Raw genomic sequence first — 18,511 nt, forward strand, 5'->3', positions numbered from 1 at the left:
GCCCCCGGTCCCTGCGGGCACGGACCAGGAGCCGCCGTCGAGCGCTCTATGGAACCGCGGGGGTCGGGGCGGGCGCGCCCGCCCCCCGACGGTCGCGCGCGGATTCCCGGGCGAGAGCGGGGGCGCAGAGCCACCACGCCACCAGGCCCGCGCCGGCGCCGGCGTCCAGCAATCGGTCGTCCAGGTCCTGGAACGGCGGGTTCGCCGGGTCCGGCCGTACGACGAGGGCCGGCAGCGTGGCGACGGCGAGCAGCAGGAGCCCGGCCGCGAGGGCCCCGGGGCGGCGCCGGGTCGCCGCCCCGGGGGGTCTCTCGGTCAGGGGCGGCACAGGGATGACGGGGGTGCTGGACATGGGGGCCTCTCGCGACCGCGGGGGTGTCCGCGGCTCTGGGGTGGTCGACGTGCCGGCGGGGCCGGGGCGGGCCGGGTTCCGCGGGGACGGGAGGGAGGGGGAAGAGGAGGAGATGGCGAGGGAGCGGGTGCCCGGGGGCTCAGGCCCCCGCGTCCATGTGACGGGCCAGGAACGCGACGCTCTCCGCGACGATCCCCGGAATGTCGGAGCAGCCCAGGAAGATGTGGTCGGCACCCTCGACGGGTCGCAGGGTCACCTCGCCGCCCGCCCCCGCCAGGGCCGCGGCGAGGGCCTCGCTCTGGCTGTACGGGACCAGGCCGTCCCCGGTGCCGTGGATCAGCAGGAACGGCGGCGGCGTCGGGCCCTCGGCGTACGTCACCGGGCTCGCGGCCCTGGCAAGTGCCGGGCGCTCGGCTTCGGTGCCGCCCAGCAGGGCCTCGTACGGGTCGGGGAAGTCGACGCCCGGAATCACCGGCATGGGGTGCTCGGCGATGGCGACGAGGTCGGAGACCCCGTACCAGTCGACGACGGCCCGGACACCGGTGTCCCCGGCGCCTACTCCGTGCGCGCCCTCCAGCGCCTTCGCGTCCGCGCTGTCCGGTCCGACGAGGCCGGCCAGGGCCGCCAGGTGGCCGCCCGCCGACTCGCCCCACACGGCGATCCGGTCCGGGTCGATGCCGAGGTCGGCGGCGAAGTGGCGGACGTAGCGGATCGCGGCCTTCACGTCGTGGAGCTGGGCGGGGAAGGGGGCTTCGAGGCTGTGCCGGTAGTCGATGGAGACGAGCGCGAGTCCGGCGGCCAGGACCGCTCCGTGCAGCAGAGATGCGGGGACTGTGGGCGGCGGGTAGCGGCGGTCGCCGTCCAGCCAGCCGCCGCCGTGGATCCATACGACCGCCGGGAACGGCCCTTCCCCGGGCGGGACTTGGACGTCGAGCAGCCGGGGGCGGTAGCCGGGCGTGGTGGCGTAGGTGACCGCGTCGAAGCGGCGCACCCCGTGCTCGTCCGTCACGGGCGGCACTGGGGGGTGGTAGGGCGGGGGCGGCCAGGTCATGTCGGCCGGGTCGAGCTCGGCCGGGTGGGAGTGCGTCATTGCGGCCCTTCTGCCGGCCCCGGGTACGTAACGCTTTGTCCGAAATGCTTGCGCGTGACACCCGGGGAGACGTAACGTGTTACACGTGTTACCAAAACTCTAGCGACGCATTTCCGCCGATGACAAGCCCATCGCCTGCCTTGTCTTCGGGTTGGTTACACGAGTGACTCCATGAGCGTCGCGCATCCCCTCCCTGGGAGCACGTCATGCTCACCACCACCGCCGCTCACCCCGCACTCCCCGTTCCGGCGCCGGCCCGCGCCCACACCCCCGCCCGCGCCTTCGCGCACTGGGTCGCCGAGCCCACCACCGAGACCGTTCCCCTGGTGCGCAGCCGCGTCCGCGCCGTGCTCGAGGGCTGGCGGATCGCCACCGACACCACGGACACCCTCCTGCTGGCCGTGAGCGAACTCGTCGGCAACGTCGTCCGGCACGCCGCCGCGGCGACCGGCCGGATGCGCGTCGGCATCTCCTGCGACGGGGGCTGGCTGCGCCTGGAGGTCGCGGACGGCGCGGACGGCCTGCCCCGCGTGCCGGACCCCTCGGTCGAGGTCGATCCGGATGCGGAGGACGGGCGCGGTCTGCTCCTGGTCCAGCTCCTCGCCACCGATGCGGGCGGTGAACTCGCCGTTGCGGTACGCGAGTTCGGCAAGTGCGTGCAGGTGCGCGTCCCCGCCGCCTGAGCCCTTCCGGCAGCACCGCCACCGCTCGATTTATCGCGAAAGATTGACGGCCGCCAAATTGTCGAGATACTTGCACCATCTCCCCCGCTGCTCCCTGATCGAGGTGCCGCCCCATGGAGCTCTCCCCTTCGGCACATGCCGATTCCTTCTGTCGCGACCGGCTGCCCGACTTCTCTCTCTGGCCCGAACTCCACTTCGAGCTACCGGAGTTGGCGTATCCAGACCGGCTCAACTGCGCCCGCCGCCTGCTCGACGACGCCGTCGAGCGCTGGGGCCCCGACCGTCCCTGCCTGCTGACCCCGACCGAGCGCTGGACCTACGGCGAGCTCCAGCGGCGCGCCGACCAGGTCGCCCAGGTGCTCACCGAGGACCACGGGCTCCGGCCCGGAAACCGCGTCCTGCTGCGCGGGCCGAACAACCCCTGGCTCGTCGCCGCATGGTTCGGCGTGCTGAAGGCCGGCGGTGTCGCCGTCACCACGATGCCGCTCCTGCGCTCCGGCGAACTCGCCGAACTGTGCGAGATCAGCCGCCCCACGGTCGCCCTGTGCGACCACCGCTACGTCGGGGAACTCGAAGCGGCGGACCCGCCCGGCCCGTCCGGACACCCCGGCCCGCCGAACGGGCCCGACGCGTCCGGCCCTCCCCGCCTGCCGGTCATCCCGTACGGGGGCCCTGGCGCGGCGGATCTGACCGCCCGCTGCGCCGCGAAGGAGGGCCGGTTCGCCGCCGTGGAGACGGCCGCCGACGACGTGGCGCTGATCGCCTTCACCTCCGGCACGACCGGGCGGCCCAAGGCGACGCTGCACTTCCACCGGGACGTCCTGGCCAACGCCGACACGTTCTCCCGGCACATCCTCAAACCCCGCCCCGACGACGTCTTCACCGGCACACCGCCGCTCGCCTTCACGTTCGGCCTCGGCGGGCTCGTGGTCTTCCCCCTGCACGTGGGCGCCGCGACCCTGCTGATCGAGCAGGCCACCCCCGAGCAGCTGGCCGACCTGGTGGCCGCGCACGGGGTGACCGTCCTGTTCACCGCGCCCACCGCCTACCGGGCGCTCATGGCCGCCGGGGCGACCGGGCGGCTGTCCGGCCTGCGCCGCTGCGTGTCCGCCGGGGAACCCCTGCCCGCCACCGTGTGGGAGCAGTTCCACGCAGCCACCGGCCTGCGGATCATCGACGGCATCGGCGCCACCGAGATGCTCCACGTGTTCCTCTCCGCCGCCGACGAGGACATCAGGCCCGGATCCACCGGCCGGCCGGTCCCGGGATACCGCGCCGCCGTGGTCGACGACCGGGGCGATCCGGTGCCGGACGGGCAGCCCGGTCTGCTGGCCGTCACCGGGCCCACCGGCTGTCGCTACCTCTCCGACCCGCGCCAGACCACGTACGTCAGGAACGGCTGGAACATCACCGGCGACACCTACATCCGGGACGCCGAAGGCTACTTCTGGTACGTGGCCCGCAGCGACGACATGATCGTCTCCGCCGGGTACAACATCGCGGGCCCCGAGGTCGAGAAGGCCCTCGCCGCCCACCCGTACGTCGAGGACTGCGGGGTCGTCGGCGCCCCGGACGAGCGACGCGGCATGCTCGTGAAGGCGTACGTCGTGCTGCGCGAGGGCGTCCCGGCCGCCGAGGCCACCGTCCGCGAGCTCCAGGCGCACGTCAAGCAGGCCATCGCGCCGTACAAGTACCCGAGGGCCGTCGAGTTCGTCACGGAACTCCCGAAGACGGCCAACGGCAAGCTCCAGCGCGGTGAACTACGGCAGCGCGCCCGGGCCGAGGCCCGCGCCCAGGACACCCGTGCTGAGGCGCCCCGCGCCGACGCCACCGAGAGCAGGTGCGCCGCCGGCGCCTCCGAGGCGCTGGTCCCGAACCTGCCCAGCGTCGTCGTGGAGCGCCGCGTCGAATGGCCGGACACCGACGCCGCCGGCCACTACCACCACTCCACGGTCGTGCGCTGGGTCGAGGCGGCCGAGGCCGTACTGCTGCGCCGCCTGGGCCTCTCCCATCTCTTCGGCAGTACGCCCCGCGTCCACTTCGAGGCCGACTACCATGCCCGGCTCTGGTTCGGCGAGGCCGTCCGTACCGAGCTGCGCGTCACCAAGGTCGGCGCGAGCTCCCTGCACTACGCCTTCACGGTCCTCGGCGAGGAGGGCACGGAGGCGGCCGCCGGCCGCATGGTCATCGCCCACTCGGCGGCCCGTGCCACCGGCGCCACGCCCTGGCCGGCCGATGTCCGCGAGGTCCTCACCACGTCGGGCCCGCAGGCCCCCGAGCTGATCACCGTAACCACAGGAGTCACCCCATGCGCGTAGCAGTCATCGGAGGAGGGCCCGGCGGCCTGTACTTCGCGGCCCTGGCCAAGCAGCTCTCCCCGGACTGGGAGCTCACCGTCTGGGAGCGCAACGCACCCGACGACACGTTCGGCTTCGGGGTCGTCTTCTCCGACGAGACCCTCGACGGCATCGCGACGGCCGACCCGGTCGTCCACGCCGCCATGTCGGCGGAGTTCGCCCGCTGGAGCGACATCGACGTCCGCTACCGGGGGCAGACGCTGACCTCCGGGGGTCACGGCTTCGCCGCGCTCGGCCGCCGCCGCCTGCTGCGGATCCTCCAGGACCGGTGCGCCGCCCTCGGCGTGGACGTCCGCTACCGCACCCAGGCCCCGCCGGCCGGCCGGCTCGTCGCCGAGTACGACCTGGTGGTGGCCTGCGACGGCGTCCGCTCGGCCACCCGCGCCGCCTACGCGGACACCTTCGGCCCGGAGCTGGACGAGCGCTCCGGACGCTACATGTGGCTGGGCACCGACAAGGTCTTCGAGGCCTTCACCTTCATCGTGGCGGAGCACGACTTCGGCACCCTGCAGGTGCACGCCTACCCGTACGACGACACGCGCTCCACCTTCATCGTCGAGCTGGACGAGGACGCCTGGCGGCGCGCCGGGTTCGCGGGGTCCGCCGACCGCGCGTCTTCGCCCGGCGCCAGCGACGAGGAGGGCATCCGGCGCTGCGAGGAGCTGCTCGCCGGGCACCTGGACGGGCACCGGCTGCTGCCCAACAACTCCAAGTGGCTCCGCTTCACGACGGTGCGCAACCGCACCTGGCGGCACGACAACGTGGTGCTGCTCGGGGACGCCGCCCACACCGCCCACTTCTCCATCGGCTCCGGCACCAAGCTCGCCATGGAGGACGCCCTCGCGCTCGCGGCCTGCCTGCACGAGCACCCGGACGACGTCCCGGGCGCCCTGGCCGCGTACGAGGACGAGCGCCGGCCGGTCGTGGAGTCCACCCAGCGGGCCGCCCAGGCCAGCCTGGAGTGGTTCGAGAACATCGACCGCTACACCGGCCAGGAGCCGCACCAGTTCGCCTTCAACCTGCTGACCCGCAGCCGCCGCGTCACCTACGACAACCTGCGCGTCCGAGACGAGGCCTTCACCACCTCCGTCAACACCACCGCGCCCGTCCCGCCGATGTTCCGGCCCTTCCGCGTCGGCGGGCTGCGGCTGCGCAACCGGGTCGTCGTCCCGCCCACCGCACTCGCGACGGCCCGCGACGGCATCCCGGGCGACTTCGACCTCGTCCACCTGAGCACCCAGTCCCTCGGCGGGGCCGGCCTGGTCATCGCCGGCATGACCGCCGTCGCCGCCGACGCCCGCCCCGACGCCGGGTGCCCCGGTCTGTGGAACGACGAGCAGGAGGCCGCCTGGCGGCGCGTCACCGGCCTCGTCCACGGCCAGAGCGACACCTGCCTCGGCGTCCAGCTCACCCACGCGGGCCGCCGTGCGGCCGCCGGACCGCCGATCGCCGCCTCTCCACTGCCCTGGGACGAGCACGGCCCGGTGCCGCGCGAGGCCACCCGGCACGACATGGACCTCGTCGTGCGGGACTTCGTCCGCGCCGCCCGGCGCGCCGACCGGGCGGGCTTCGACGCCCTGGAACTCCAGTACGGGCACGGGCATCTGCTCTCCGGGTTCCTCTCGCCGCTGACCAATCTGCGCGGCGACGAGTACGGCGGCAGCCTGGAAGGACGGCTGCGCTTCCCGCTGGAAGTGCTGCGCGCCGTACGGGAGGCCTGGCCCGCCGGCAAGGCGCTGCTCGTCCGGATCTCCGCCGCCGACTGGGCGGACGGCGGGCTGAGCGAGGCCGACGCCGTGGGCGTCGCCCGCGCCCTCGCCGATGCGGGAGCCGACGCGATCGACGTCTCCACCGGCGAGGTCGTGCCGTACGAGCGGCCCCGCTTCGGCCGCAGCTACCAGACCCCGTACGCCGACCTGATCCGGAACGCCACCGGGGTCCCGACCATCGCCGTCGGCGCCATCTCCACCTACGACGACGTGAACTCGATCATCCTGGCCGGCCGCGCCGACCTGTGCGGCGTCGGCCGCGCCCAGCTGCACGACCCGCTGTGGACGCTGCACGCGGCCGCCGCACAGGGCTACCACGGCCCCGCCGCGCCGTGGGCACCGTCCTGGCGGGCGGGCAGTGGCCGCCCGCCTGCGGCCCGCACCGACCGGGTGCCGCCGCGCCTCGAGCTCCTGCGGCAGCCCGCCGCGCCCGTGCACCAGCGGTGGTTGCCGCGAGTGGCCACCACCGCCCGTGCCCGATGAAAGGGGGAAACCCCGTGCGACAACAACCCCTCGACAGCCTGCCCCGGTTCACCGCGGCCGCCGTTCAGGCCGCGCCCGTCTACCTCGACCCCGCCGCCACCGTCGACAAGGCCGTCGCCCTGATCGCCGAGGCGGCCGGGAACGGCGCCCGACTGGTCGTGTTCCCCGAGGTGTTCGTCCCGGGATACCCGTACTGGAACTGGACGATGAACCCCGTCCAGGGCTCGCCGTGGTTCGAACGCCTGCAGCGCGCCTCCGTCGACATCCCGGGCCCGCACGTCGAAGCCCTGCGCGCGGCGGCCCGGCAGTACGGCGTGGTGCTCGTGATCGGCGTCAACGAGCGCGCCGCCCACAGCCTCGGCGTCCTCTACAACACCCTGCTCACCATCGGCCCGGACGGCGAACTACTCGGCGTGCACCGCAAGTTGGTGCCCACCTGGGCCGAGAAGCTCACCTGGACCGGCGGCGACGGCAGCTCGCTGCACGTCCACCGGACCCCCGTCGGACCGCTCGGCGCCCTCGCCTGCGGCGAGAACACCAACACCCTGGCCCGGTTCGCGCTCCTCGCGCAGGGCGAACTCGTGCACGCCGCCTGCTACATCGCGCTGCCCGTCGCCCCGGCCGACTACGACATGGCCGACGCGATCGCCGTCCGGACCGCCGCACACAGCTTCGAGGGCAAGGTCTTCTCCGTCGTCGCCTGCTCCACCGTCTCCCCGGAGATCGTCGATGCCCTCGCCGGGGACGACGGCGAACTGCGCACCCTGTTCCAGCGGCAGCGCAGCGCCCTGTCCGGCGTCTTCGGCCCGGACGGCCGTCCCGTCACCGAGCCGCTCGTCGACGACGAGGGCATCGTCTACGGCGAGATCGACCTCGGCCGCTGCATCCAGCCCAAACAGATGCACGACATCACCGGCCACTACAACCGCTTCGACATCTTCCGCCTCGAAGTCGACAACACCCCGCGCCCGCCGGTGACTTTCACCGCGCCGCCGGCGGTCCCGTACCAGACCGTCACCACCACCGTTACCGAGGAGGACGTATGACCATCGAGCAGGACGACACCGCGCTCGGCCGCGCCCGGGTCTCCGACACCCCCGAACTCACCGCGTACTACGGCGAACTCGAAGCCCTCGACGCCGGCGCCCTGTGGACCGTCGCCAACGACATCGAGCCCTGGTACCCGCAGCCCAGGTCCGTTCCCGTGCTGTGGCGTTACGAAGAGCTACGCCCGCTCGTCCACAAGGCCCTCGGTCTGGTCGACGCGGACGACGCCGGGCGCCGCGTCGTCATGCTCGTCAACCCCGGCCGCAGGGACGTCAGCGCCGCCGCCGGACTGCTCTACACCGGCCTGCAGATCATGGGCCCTGGCGAGGCCATGACGGCTCACCGGCACCAGGCCGCCGCCCTGCGCTTCGTCCACGAGGGCAAGGGTGCCTGGACGATCGTCGACGGGCAGCGGCTCGAGGTCGGTCCGCGCGACTTCGCCATCACCCCGAACGGCACCTGGCACGAGCACGGCAACGACGGGACCGACGCCCCGGTGATCTGGCAGGACGGCCTGGACATCCCGCTGGTCAACGCCCTGGACGCCGGGTTCTACGAGGTGCACCCCGAGCTGCACCAGACCCCGGGGAAGGTGGTGAACTCCACCGTCCTCACCTACTCCGGCACCCTGCTCCCGTACGGGACGGAGAAGTGGACCCGGCCCTACTCCCCGCTGCTCGCCTACCCGTGGGAGCCGACGTACGAGGCCCTGCGCGGCCTCGCCAAGGCGACCGAGGGCTCCCCGTACGACGGCGTCATCGCCGAGTACACCAACCCGGTGACCGGCGGCTCGGTGATGCCGACCATGGGCGCCCGCATGCAGCTGCTGCGCCCCGGGCAGGCCACCGCGGCCCACCGGCACACCGGTTCGGTGATCTACACCGTCGCCAAGGGCCGCGGCGCCTCGGTGATCGCCGGACGGCGGTTCGAGTGGCGGGAAGGGGACATCTTCTGCGTCCCGTCCTGGGCGTGGCACGAGCACCGCAACCTCGACCCGTCCGAGGACGCCTGCCTCTTCTCCTTCGACGACTTCCCCGTCATGCGCTCGCTCGGCTTCCACCGGGAAGAGGCGTACCCCGACAACGGCGGCCACCAGCCCGTCACCACCGAACCCGCCGCCTGACCCAGAAGGAGCCCTCCCATGCGTCTGCTGACCTTCACCCCCGCCGCCGAGCCCGCCGGCGCCGCACCGCGGCCGGGCGTCGAGACCGACGGCCACGTCCTCGACCTCGCAGCCCTCGCCGACCACGCCGGCGTGCCGCTCCCGCACGACCTGCTCGGCCTCGTCCAGGCCGGTCCGAGCGCCCTGGACGCCGCCCGCGGGCTGCTGGACGGGGACCGGCCCGCCCATGCCGTCCACCGGACCGAGGACGTGCGCCTCGTTGCCCCCTTCCGTCCCGGAAAGATCATCGGGGTGGGGCTCAACTACGTCGAGCACGTCGAGGAGTCCAGCCGCAGTCTCGATACCGACAGGGAACTCCCTTCCCGACCGGTGCTGTTCAGCAAGCCCGCCACCGCCGTGACCGGCCCGGGGGCGCCCATCCTGCACAACGCCGACCTCACCGCCCAGCTGGACTGGGAGTGCGAACTCGCCGTCGTCATCGGCCGCACCGCGTACCGGGTCAGCGAGGAGGACGCCTACGACCACGTCTTCGGCTTCAGCATCGTCAACGACATCAGCGCCCGCGACCAGCGCCGCTCCGGCCAGTGGTTCTTCTCCAAGGGGCAGGACTCGTACGCGCCGTTCGGCCCGGTGGTCGTCACTGCCGACGCGATCCCCGACCCCATGGCCCTGGACCTCTCGCTGCGCGTCAACGGTGTCACCAAGCAGAAGTCGAACACCCGGCACATGCTCTTCCCGATCGCCCGCCTGATCGCCGACATCAGCTCCGGCGTGACCCTGGAGCCCGGCGACGTCATCGCGACGGGCTCACCCTCCGGCGTGGGGGCCGGCATGGTCCCGCCCGAGTTCCTCGTGCCCGGCGACACGGTGGAGGCCACGGTCGAGCTGATCGGCACGCTGACCAACCCCGTCGTCGACGCCCGCTGATCCCCGTACCGAGAACAAGGAGTGCCCGTGCCGCCCCGCACCCCTCGCACGTACCGCATCGGCCAGATCGTGCCGAGCTCGAACGTCACCATGGAAACCGAGATTCCGGCGATCCTGCGCGCCCGCGCGGCCATCGCGCCGGACGAGCGGTTCACCTTCCATTCCAGCCGGATGCGCATGACCCATGTGACCCCCGAGCAGCTCAAGGCCATGGACGCCGACTCCGACCGCTGCGCCGTGGAGCTCTCCGACGCTCGGGTGGACGTACTCGGCTACGCCTGCCTCGTCGCCATCATGAGCATGGGCCCCGGCTACCACCGGCTCTCCGAGGAGCGGCTGCACCAGCGCACGGTCGAGAACGGCGCCCCGGCGCCCGTCGTCACCAGCGCGGGAGCCCTGGTCCACGGGCTGAACACGATCGGCGCCAAGAAGATCGCCCTGCTCGCCCCCTACATGCGGCCCCTCACGCGGACCGTCGTGAACTACCTCACCCGGGAGGGCATCGACGTCCTCGACCACCGGGCCCTGGAGATCCCGGACAACCTGGAGGTGGCCGCCCACGACCCGGCCAGGCTGCCGGAACTCGCCCGCGCGCTGGACTACGCCGACGCCGACGCGGTCGTCCTCTCCGCCTGCGTGCAGATGCCGTCGCTCGGTGTCATCGAGGAGGCCGAACAGGTCCTGGGCAAGCCGGTCGTGTCGGCGGCCGTGTGCACCGCCCACCAGATGCTGCGCGCCCTTGGCCTCCCGGCCGTGGCACCCGGGGCCGGACACCTGCTGTCCGGGGCCTACGCCTGACCGGACCGGTCCTGGAGGGGGCCCCGATATGATCGCGACCGCGTACAACGGAAGGCGATCATGTCGGACAGCCCCCTCAGGCCCAGCTCGTTGATCAACACGGTCTACGGGGCGTTCCTGCGTCGCCTCGGCGGCTGGATCTCCATCGCCGACCTGATCACGCTGATGGGGGAACTCGACGTCGACGGCCCGGCGGTGCGCTCGGCGATCTCCCGGCTGAAGAAGCGCGGAGTCCTCGAACCGGAGCGCCGGGGCGCCAGCGGCTACCGGCTGAGCCCGGCCATGCTTCCCGTCTTCGACGAGGGCGACCGGCGGATCTTCGCCAGCCTGGAACCCGCCGACCTGGCGGACGGCTGGGCCATGGCGGTGTTCTCCGTTCCGGAGTCGGAACGCTCCCACCGCTACCAGCTGCGCACCCGGCTGACCTGGCTCGGCTTCGGCAACATCGCCCCGGGCGTGTGGCTGGCCCCGGGCCGGCTCCTCGACGACGCGCGGAGCATGCTCGTGCGGCTCGGCCTCAGCGAGTACGTCCACCTGTTCCGCGCCGAATACGCGGCCTTCAGCGACCTGCCGGGCACGGTGAGCGCGTGGTGGGACTTCCCGGCGATCCAGGAGCAGTACGCGGAGTTCACCGACACCTACGCCCCGGTGGCCGCCCGCCTGGCGCGGGCCGAGGCGGAACCCGGGCCCGCCGAGGCGTTCCGCCACTACGTGCCGCTGCTCACCCGGTGGCGGCGCCTGCCGTACCTGGACCCGGGCCTGCCCACCGAACTGCTTCCGGCGGACTGGAACGCGGTGGCGGCCCGGCAGGTCTTCCAGGAGCTGCACGGGATCCTGCTCGACCCGAGCCTGCGTCACGTCGGCGAGGTCACGGGCTCGCGGGGCTGAGGTCCGCCGTCCGGAGGCCCGGCGTCATCTCCGCCAGAACAGGTAGTGCGTCACGCCACCGCCGGGGCTGGGCACGATGTCGAGGTGGAACCGGTCGAGCAGCTCGTCGGGTGACTCCCAGAGGCGTGACCCCGATCCGATCTCGATCTCCGGCGAGACCGCCACGTGCAGGGTGTCGACGAGGTCGGCGTCGAGGAACTCCCGGATGGTGGCGGCCCCTCCGCCGAGCCGTACGTCCTTGCCCTGCGCCGCCGCCTTCGCCCGTTCGAGGACCGTGGCCGGGTCGCCGCCGACGAAGTGGAACGTGGTGTCGGAGAGCGTGAACGAAGGACGCGGGTGGTGGGTCACCACGAACACCGGGGTGTGGAACGGGGGCTCGTCGCCCCACCAGCCGCGCCACTCGTGGTCCTGCCAGGGCCCGCGCTGGGGGCCGAACTTGTTGCGGCCCATGATCTCTGCGCCGATGTTGTTCCTGAAGTCCCGCGTGAGGTAGTCGTCGAGCCCGCGGCTGCCCCCGGGGTCGGCCCGGTTGGGCCAGCTCGCCGTGGCGCCGGCCCAGGCGAACATGGCTTCGGGATCGGCGTCCCCGAAGGGCCTTTCGAGGCTCTGGCCTTCGCCGGCACCGAATCCGTCACGCGAGACGTTGAAGTTCTGGACTCTCAGCAGCTGCCCCATGGATCTCCTCCTGTGTGGTCGACAAGCACGGACTGGGCGTTCGAACGTGAGGTGCACCACAGTGGACGGCGCCCCTTCCACACCCGACGCCCGCTCTGATAGACGTGGCAGAAGCCGTTCGATTTCCGCCGAAAGCACCATCGAAAGCACCTCCATGAACCAGGGCAACCCCGATCACGTCACCTTCACCATCGACCTCACCGCCGAGGAGGCCCGCCGTCGGGCCGAGGTCGTGGCGGCGCTGGGGCCCGACTGGGACCCGGTGGCCGTGCTCCAGGCGGAGGAGGCCGCGCACGCGCTGCTCTACTCGGGCCTGGACGAGGAGCAGCTGCGGATCCACGCCATGCTGGTGGCGGCTGGTGTGCTGCCGGGGCAGGAGCCGGGTCATGCGGCTTCCCATTGATCCCCACGCCGACCGGGCCCGCCGCGCCTGGGTCGCCTGCCCGGGGTGCGACGACGCCCGCGACTGCGCACCCTGCGCGCAGCGCCGTAACTGTGCGGAGCACTGGCGCTACCTGATCTCCAGCAAGGGGCACCGGGTCCATCTGCAGTGCCCGAACTGCACCCACACATGGACCCTCGACACCGCCCGCGGCCGCGGAGACACCAGGGGCTGAGGCTCAGCAGATCCGGGGCAGCTGCTCACCGAGAGGCATGTCCACCACCCGCGTGCCACCGAGCCCGGTGCGGGCGACCACCATGCCCGGATGCTGCTCGACGGCCTCCCCGATCACGGCCGCCCCCGCGCCCAGCGGGTGCGCGCGCAGGGCGGCGAGCACGGCGTCGGCATGCTCACGTGGGACGAAGGCCACGAGCTTGCCCTCGTTCGCCACGTACATGGGGTCGAGGCCCAGCATCGCGCAGGCGCCGGCCACGGGGGTGGGGACGGGGACGGCCCGCTCCTGGACGACGACGCCGGTGCCCGAGGCGGTCGCGATCTCGTTGAGCGAGGCGGCGAGGCCTCCCCGGGTGGGATCGCGCAGCACGTGCAGGTCCGGCGTCACCGCGAGCATCGCCTCGACCAGGCCGCCGAGCGGCGCGCAGTCGCTCTCGATCTCGACCCCGAACTCCAGACCCTCGCGCACGCTCATGATCGCCACGCCGTGGACGCCGATGGGGCCGCTGACGATCACCACGTCGCCGGGTACGACCCGCTCGGGCCGGAGGTCGACACCCGGCGGGATCAGACCGATGCCGGAGGTGTTGATGTAGACACCGTCGCCGTGGCCGGCCTCCACCACCTTGGTGTCCCCCGTGACCACCTGCACGCCCGCCGCGCGCGCCGCCGACCCGAGAGCCTGGGCCACGCGGGCCACGACCTCGGTCTCCACCCCTTCCTCCAGGATGAAGCCACAGGACAGGAACGCCGCGCGGGCCCCGCTCATGGCGAGGTCGTTCACGGTGCCGTTCACGGCCAGGTCACCGATGCTGCCACCGGGGAAGAACAGCGGGCGCACGACGAAGGAGTCGGTGGAGAACGCCAGCCGGGCGCCGCCGAGTTCGACGGTCGCGGCGTCGGTGGTGACCGAGAGCGCGGGTCCGCCGAAGGCGGGCGCGAAGATCTGCTCGACCAGTTCGGCGGACAGGGCGCCTCCCCCGCCGTGGCCCATCACCACACGCGGCTGGTCGCGCAGCGGTGCCGGGCACGTCCAGGCGAGCATGTCGGGCGCCTCGTCCCGAGCGGTCTCGCGCATCAGCTCAGACAACGGAACTGCCCTCCAGGGTCGTGGACTTCTGCGCCGGTGCCCCCAGGTCGAGCCGCCGGTAGAGGTAGTACGCGGCGCACGCCCCCTCGCTGGAGACCATCGTGGCGCCCAACGGGGAGCGGGGCGTGCACGTCGTACCGAAGGCCTCGCACTCGTGGGGCTTCAGAAGCCCCTGCAGGACCTCGCCGCTGCGGCACTCGGCCGGCTCACGCGTGTCGATCCCCTCGACGGAGAAACGGTATTCGGCGTCGTGGTCGCGGTACCGCTCCGACAGCCGCCAGCCGCTGTCCGGGATGACGCCGATGCCGCGCCAGGCACGGTCGGTGACCTCGAAGACGTCGTCGAGCATCGCCCGGGCGGCCGGGTTGCCCTCGGGCAGCACCGCACGCGGATAGGCGTTGTCCACGGTGTGTTCGCCGCGCTCCAGCTGGAGGACGGTCCGCCGTACGCCTTCCAGGATGTCCAGCGGCTCGAAGCCGGTGACCACGATCGGCACGCGGTGGCGCTCGGCGAGTTCGGGGTACTCCGCCGTGCCCATCACGCTGCACACGTGGCCCGCCGCCAGGAAGCCCTGGACGCGGCAGTCCGGGGAGCGCATGATCGCCTCGATCGCCGGGGGAACCCTGACGTGGGAGACCAGCAGGCTGAAGTTGCGGATGCCCAGCTTGCGTGCCTGATGGACCGTCATCGCATTGGGTGGAGCGGTGGTTTCGAAGCCGATGCCGAAGAACACGACCTCGCGGTCCGGGTTCTGTTCGGCGATCCGCAGCGCGTCGAGCGGGGAGTAGACGACCCGGACGTCACCGCCCTGTCCGCGGACCTGGAAGAGGTCCCGGCCGGTGCCCGGCACCCGCAGCATGTCCCCGAAGGAGCAGAAGATCACGCCGGGCCGGGAGGCGATCTCCAGTGCCTTGTCGATCACCTCCAGCGGCGTCACACACACCGGGCAGCCCGGCCCGTGGATCAACTCCACCTCAGGCGGCAGGAGTTGGTCGATGCCGTGCCGGATGATGGTGTGGGTCTGACCGCCGCACACCTCCATCAGCGCCCAGGGCCGGGTCACCGTGGGCCGGATCTCGTCGAGCAGCCGCCTGGCCAGCTCGGGGTCCTGGAACTCGTCGATGTACTTCACCGCCGCACCTCCCCGGCGACGCCCTCGTGCGCCGGCCGCTCGTCTCCCGTGGCTTCGGCGGCCGACTCCCACGGGTCGCCGAACTCCTCCTGGAGCATGCCGAGGGTCTCGAACAGCTCCAGCGTCCTCCTGGCCGACTCCTCGTCCAGCCGCTGCAGGGCGAACCCGACGTGGACGATCGCGTACTCACCGGGCTTCAGGTCCGGCAGGTACTCCAGGCACACCTCCTTGACCACGCCTCCGAAGTCGACCGTGGCCATCCGGGTGCCGTCCCGGTCCGCTACGTCCAGCACTCTTCCGGGTACCGCCAGGCACATGGGTGCCTCCTCACTGTCGCTCTCGTCGTGGTGTGCCGGCAGCCGCCCGGTCCGTGACACGTGCCGCCACGACGAGCTGGCCGAGGGCCAGGCCGCCGTCGTTCGGCGGGATCCGGCGATGGCGCAGCACGGTGAATCCGTCCGCACGCAGTCCCTGTGCGCAGGCCGAGGAGAGCAGCGTGTTCGCGAACACTCCCCCGGTCAGCGCGACGGTCTCCACACCGGTCTCACTCCGGGCGGCGGCGCAGACCGTACGGACGAGGCGCGCCACGGCGTGCTGGAAGCGAGCTGCGACGACGGCCGCGGGCGTGCCGTCGAGCACGTCGTCGACCGCCGCCTTCAGCAGGGGCGCGGGGTCGGCGGCGAGCGGCCCACCGGGCTGCCGCGGGTACGACCGGAACGCGTAGCGGTCGTCCTCCTTCACATCCGGTGCGCGCAGTGCCGCGGCCTCCAGCTCGATCGCCGCCTGTGCCTCGTATCCGGCGTGGTGGCAGATCCCCGCGAGGGAGGAGACCGCGTCGAAGAGGCGTCCCATGCTCGACGTGGGCAGACAGTTCAGGCCGGCCGTCAACTGCTGCTGGAGTACGGGGAGTTCCCCGGGTGGACAAGATCGTGTGCACGGCAGCCCCGGGTCGGCGGCGAGGCCCGCGGCCCGCAGGTGGGCCAGGGCCATGCGGTAGGGCCGCCGTACGGCCGCGTCGCCGCCCGGCAGGGGTACGTAGGCCAGGTGCGCGAACCGGGTGAACCCGGCGTAGTCCGCGACGAGGAACTCGCCGCCCCACACGGCGCCGTCGAGACCGTAGCCGGTGCCGTCGAAGGCCACGCCGATGACGGGCCGCGTGCCGTCGAGGCCGTTCTCGGCCATCGCGGCGGCGACGTGCGCATGGTGGTGCTGCACCGGGACGACGGGCCGCCCGGCAGCATGCTGCCGGGCCCAGCGGGTGGAGCGGTAGGCGGGGTGGCGGTCCGCGGCGAGCAGTCCTGGGCGTACGCCCGTGACGGACTCCAACTGCCGCTCGGCGGAGGCGAAGGCGTGCTGCGTGGCGAGGTCGTCCATGTCGCCGACGTGGGCGGACAGCCATGCCTGGCGTCCCTCGCCGAGGCAGAAGGTGTTCTTCAGGTCCCCTCCCACGGCGAGCGCGGGGGCGACCTCGACGGGCAGCGTGACCGGCAGCGGGGCGTACCCACGGGAGCGGCGCAGCGTCAGCTGCTCGCCGTCGCAGACGCGGACCACGGAGTCGTCGCAGGGCACGTGGATGGGGCGGTCGTGCAGCAGCCAGGCGTCCGCCAGACCGGCGAGTCTGGTCATGGCCTCGGCGTCGTCGGTGACGATGGGTTCGCCCGAGAGGTTGCCGCTGGTCATGACCAGCAGCCTGGGCCCTTCCCGGTCCGGTGCGCCGAGGCCGAGGAGCAGGTGGTGCACCGGGGTGTAGGGGAGCATGAGGCCGAGGTCCGGGCTGCCGGGTGCCACCGCGCGTGCCGGGGCGGCCCCGCAGCGCGGCCGGGCGTCGTCGCGGCGCCGGAGCAGTACGACGGGGCGGACCCTGCCCGTGAGGAGCTCGAGTTCGAGCGGGCAGAGGTGGACCAGGGGCTCGATGTCGGCGAGGTCGGCCGCCATCATCGCGAACGGCTTGTCACCGCGCGCCTTGCGGCGGCGCAGTTCGGCCACCGCGTCGGCGTTCGTCGCGTCGCAGGCCAGGTGGTAGCCGCCCAGGCCCTTGACCGCGAGGATCGCGCCGGCCGCGAGCATACGGCGGGCGGTGGTGATCGGGTCGGGGGCGGGGCCCCGGGAAGCGCCGGAGGCGGCGCCGGTACGGGGCTCGGTGCCGGGCTCGGGCGGGGCACAGGACCCGTCCGCTGCCGTGACCAGGCGCAGCGTCGGCCCGCAGCGTGGGCAGGCGACGGGCTGTGCGTGGAAGCGCCGGTCCGCCGGGTCGGCGTACTCCCGGGCGCAGTCCGGGCACATCGGGAAGCCGGCCATCGTGGTGTGCGCCCGGTCGTAGGGCAGTCCGGTGACGATCGTGAACCGCGGGCCGCAGTGCGTGCACGTGACGAACGGGTGCAGGTGCCGCCGGTCGGCCGGGCCCGCGAGCTCCGCGAGGCAGTCCTCGCAGGTGGCCGTGTCCGGCGGGACGAGGGTGCGGACGTCACCGCCCTGGCGGGAGGGCACGATGGTGAATCCGCCGGCGCCGATCGCGGCCACCTCCGCCGTCTCGACGGACTCCACCCGGGCCAGCGGCGGCGCATCGGGGGCGATGCGGGCACAGAAGGCCGCCACGTCCGCGGGGTCGCCCTCGACCTCCGCGACGACGCCGTCGGCCGTGTTGGTGACATGGCCGGACAGGCGAAGGCCGGTGGCGAGGGCGTAGAGGTACGGCCGGAAACCCACGCCTTGCACGACTCCGCGTACGACCACCCGGCTGCGCCGCGGCGCCGCGGCGGGTGCGGGCCCCTGCCGCGCCGTGGTCACGCGCCGGCCCGGGCCATCACCGGGGAGTGCACGCGGTCGCCGTCGGCCGCGGCCAGGGCCCGGTCGAGCAGGATGCCTCCGCCCCGTCCGTCGCGCACCGAAGTGAGGACGACCTCGACACCAGGGTTGACCTGCTGCACATTGCTCCGGAAGGCCGTCTCGTCGAACTCCGCGGGCCCGGCCATGTCGGCCTTGGTGACGATCACGAGCTGGGCGAGGCCGAACGCGGTGGGGTACTTGAGGGGCTTGTCCTCCCCTTCCGTGACCGAGGCGAGCACGACCCGGAGTGACTCACCCAGGTCGTATCCGGCGGGGCAGACGAGGTTGCCGACGTTCTCGACGAACAGCAGCCGGGTGGATTCGGGCAGCCAGTCGTGCAGGTGCCGGGCGACCATGTCGGCCTCCAGATGGCACAGGCCGTCGGTGAGCACCTGCTTGACGGGTACGCCCGAGCGGGCGAGGCGCCGGGCGTCGTTCTCGGTGGCCAGGTCGGCGGTGAGCGCGGCGGCGCTGACCCCCCGCCCGCCGGCGAGCCGCAACTCGCGCTCCAGGAGGGCGGTCTTGCCGCTTCCGGGGCTGGAGAGGAGATTGACCACGGTGGTGCCGCGGGCGGTCAGTTCGGTGCGCAGGATCTGTGCCGCGGCCTCGTTCCTGGCGAGGACGGCGCGCTGGAGATCAACGGCTCGGCACATGC

Annotated in this window: 17 protein-coding genes and 2 pseudogenes; 11 read left to right on the forward strand and 8 right to left on the reverse strand. The window is 72.9% G+C overall.

Annotation, left to right across the window (positions count from 1 at the left end):
* Positions 1 to 46 precede the first annotated feature (46 nt).
* Both ACIGEZ_RS27690 and ACIGEZ_RS27695 read right to left on the reverse strand, forming a co-directional pair.
* Complete coding sequence (locus tag ACIGEZ_RS27690) at positions 47 to 352, reverse strand: hypothetical protein (RefSeq protein ID WP_399835982.1); 306 nt, start codon at positions 350 to 352, stop codon at positions 47 to 49.
* Between the two features lie 139 nt (positions 353 to 491).
* A complete protein-coding gene (locus ACIGEZ_RS27695; RefSeq protein WP_399835985.1) occupies positions 492 to 1,442 on the reverse strand; it encodes an alpha/beta hydrolase fold domain-containing protein in 951 nt (316 codons plus the stop codon).
* Positions 1,443 to 1,648: 206 nt separating this feature from the next.
* Between ACIGEZ_RS27695 and ACIGEZ_RS27700 the strand changes: the two genes are divergently transcribed.
* From ACIGEZ_RS27700 to ACIGEZ_RS27740, 9 genes and pseudogenes are all read left to right on the forward strand, one after another.
* Positions 1,649 to 2,125, forward strand: a complete 477-nt coding sequence (locus ACIGEZ_RS27700) for an ATP-binding protein (protein WP_399835988.1) — start codon at positions 1,649 to 1,651, stop codon at positions 2,123 to 2,125.
* Between the two features lie 113 nt (positions 2,126 to 2,238).
* A pseudogene (locus tag ACIGEZ_RS27705) lies at positions 2,239 to 3,900 on the forward strand (AMP-binding protein); the annotation flags it as partial.
* 189 nt (positions 3,901 to 4,089) lie between these two features.
* Positions 4,090 to 4,443, forward strand: a pseudogene (locus ACIGEZ_RS27710) (acyl-CoA thioesterase); the annotation flags it as partial.
* On the forward strand, positions 4,434 to 6,734 hold the full coding sequence (locus tag ACIGEZ_RS27715; RefSeq protein ID WP_399835990.1) for an FAD-dependent monooxygenase: 2,301 nt from the start codon (positions 4,434 to 4,436) through the stop codon (positions 6,732 to 6,734). The pseudogene ACIGEZ_RS27710 and the gene ACIGEZ_RS27715, both read left to right, overlap by 10 nt.
* Positions 6,735 to 6,748: 14 nt before the next feature.
* Positions 6,749 to 7,780: a carbon-nitrogen hydrolase family protein gene (locus tag ACIGEZ_RS27720; protein ID WP_399835992.1), complete on the forward strand. Its 1,032-nt coding sequence runs from the start codon at positions 6,749 to 6,751 to the stop codon at positions 7,778 to 7,780.
* On the forward strand, positions 7,777 to 8,904 hold the full coding sequence (locus tag ACIGEZ_RS27725) for a cupin domain-containing protein (protein ID WP_399835995.1): 1,128 nt from the start codon (positions 7,777 to 7,779) through the stop codon (positions 8,902 to 8,904). Before ACIGEZ_RS27720 ends, ACIGEZ_RS27725 begins: the two co-directional genes overlap by 4 nt.
* A gap of 18 nt (positions 8,905 to 8,922) precedes the next feature.
* Positions 8,923 to 9,831, forward strand: a complete 909-nt coding sequence (locus tag ACIGEZ_RS27730) for a fumarylacetoacetate hydrolase family protein (protein WP_399835998.1) — start codon at positions 8,923 to 8,925, stop codon at positions 9,829 to 9,831.
* A gap of 90 nt (positions 9,832 to 9,921) precedes the next feature.
* Positions 9,922 to 10,629, forward strand: coding sequence for an Asp/Glu racemase (locus tag ACIGEZ_RS27735; RefSeq protein ID WP_399836385.1), 708 nt, complete (start codon positions 9,922 to 9,924; stop codon positions 10,627 to 10,629).
* A gap of 60 nt (positions 10,630 to 10,689) precedes the next feature.
* Complete coding sequence (locus ACIGEZ_RS27740; RefSeq protein ID WP_399836000.1) at positions 10,690 to 11,517, forward strand: PaaX family transcriptional regulator C-terminal domain-containing protein; 828 nt, start codon at positions 10,690 to 10,692, stop codon at positions 11,515 to 11,517.
* Positions 11,518 to 11,541: 24 nt separating this feature from the next.
* On the opposite strand, the gene ACIGEZ_RS27745 is transcribed toward ACIGEZ_RS27740, so the two are convergent.
* On the reverse strand, positions 11,542 to 12,192 hold the full coding sequence (locus ACIGEZ_RS27745) for a dihydrofolate reductase family protein (protein WP_399836004.1): 651 nt from the start codon (positions 12,190 to 12,192) through the stop codon (positions 11,542 to 11,544).
* Positions 12,193 to 12,346: 154 nt separating this feature from the next.
* Here ACIGEZ_RS27745 and ACIGEZ_RS27750 point away from each other — a divergent pair, with 154 nt between their 5' ends.
* Positions 12,347 to 12,595 (forward strand): DUF6400 family protein, encoded by a 249-nt coding sequence (locus tag ACIGEZ_RS27750; protein ID WP_399836006.1) that lies wholly within the window; start codon positions 12,347 to 12,349, stop codon positions 12,593 to 12,595.
* Positions 12,579 to 12,809, forward strand: a complete 231-nt coding sequence (locus ACIGEZ_RS27755; RefSeq protein WP_399836009.1) for a hypothetical protein — start codon at positions 12,579 to 12,581, stop codon at positions 12,807 to 12,809. The genes ACIGEZ_RS27750 and ACIGEZ_RS27755 overlap by 17 nt, the downstream gene beginning before the upstream one ends.
* A 3-nt stretch (positions 12,810 to 12,812) precedes the next feature.
* Here the strand turns inward: ACIGEZ_RS27755 and hypE are convergent, their stop codons facing one another.
* From hypE to hypB, 5 genes are read right to left on the reverse strand one after another with little or no spacing between them, the layout of a single operon-like run.
* Complete coding sequence (gene hypE / locus ACIGEZ_RS27760) at positions 12,813 to 13,886, reverse strand: hydrogenase expression/formation protein HypE (protein WP_399836012.1); 1,074 nt, start codon at positions 13,884 to 13,886, stop codon at positions 12,813 to 12,815.
* A gap of 4 nt (positions 13,887 to 13,890) precedes the next feature.
* Complete coding sequence (gene hypD / locus ACIGEZ_RS27765) at positions 13,891 to 15,030, reverse strand: hydrogenase formation protein HypD (RefSeq protein ID WP_399836015.1); 1,140 nt, start codon at positions 15,028 to 15,030, stop codon at positions 13,891 to 13,893.
* Positions 15,027 to 15,347: a HypC/HybG/HupF family hydrogenase formation chaperone gene (locus ACIGEZ_RS27770; protein WP_399836018.1), complete on the reverse strand. Its 321-nt coding sequence runs from the start codon at positions 15,345 to 15,347 to the stop codon at positions 15,027 to 15,029. Before ACIGEZ_RS27770 ends, hypD begins: the two co-directional genes overlap by 4 nt.
* Before the next feature lie 10 nt (positions 15,348 to 15,357).
* Positions 15,358 to 17,817 (reverse strand): carbamoyltransferase HypF, encoded by a 2,460-nt coding sequence (gene hypF, locus ACIGEZ_RS27775; protein ID WP_399836021.1) that lies wholly within the window; start codon positions 17,815 to 17,817, stop codon positions 15,358 to 15,360.
* Entirely contained in the window at positions 17,814 to 18,509 is a 696-nt protein-coding gene (gene hypB / locus ACIGEZ_RS27780; protein WP_399836023.1) for a hydrogenase nickel incorporation protein HypB, read from the reverse strand. Before hypB ends, hypF begins: the two co-directional genes overlap by 4 nt.
* Positions 18,510 to 18,511 lie beyond the last annotated feature (2 nt).

The sequence above is a fragment of the Streptomyces sp. NPDC085481 genome (genome assembly GCF_044541845.1).
Classification (GTDB): Bacteria; Actinomycetota; Actinomycetes; order Streptomycetales; family Streptomycetaceae; genus Streptomyces.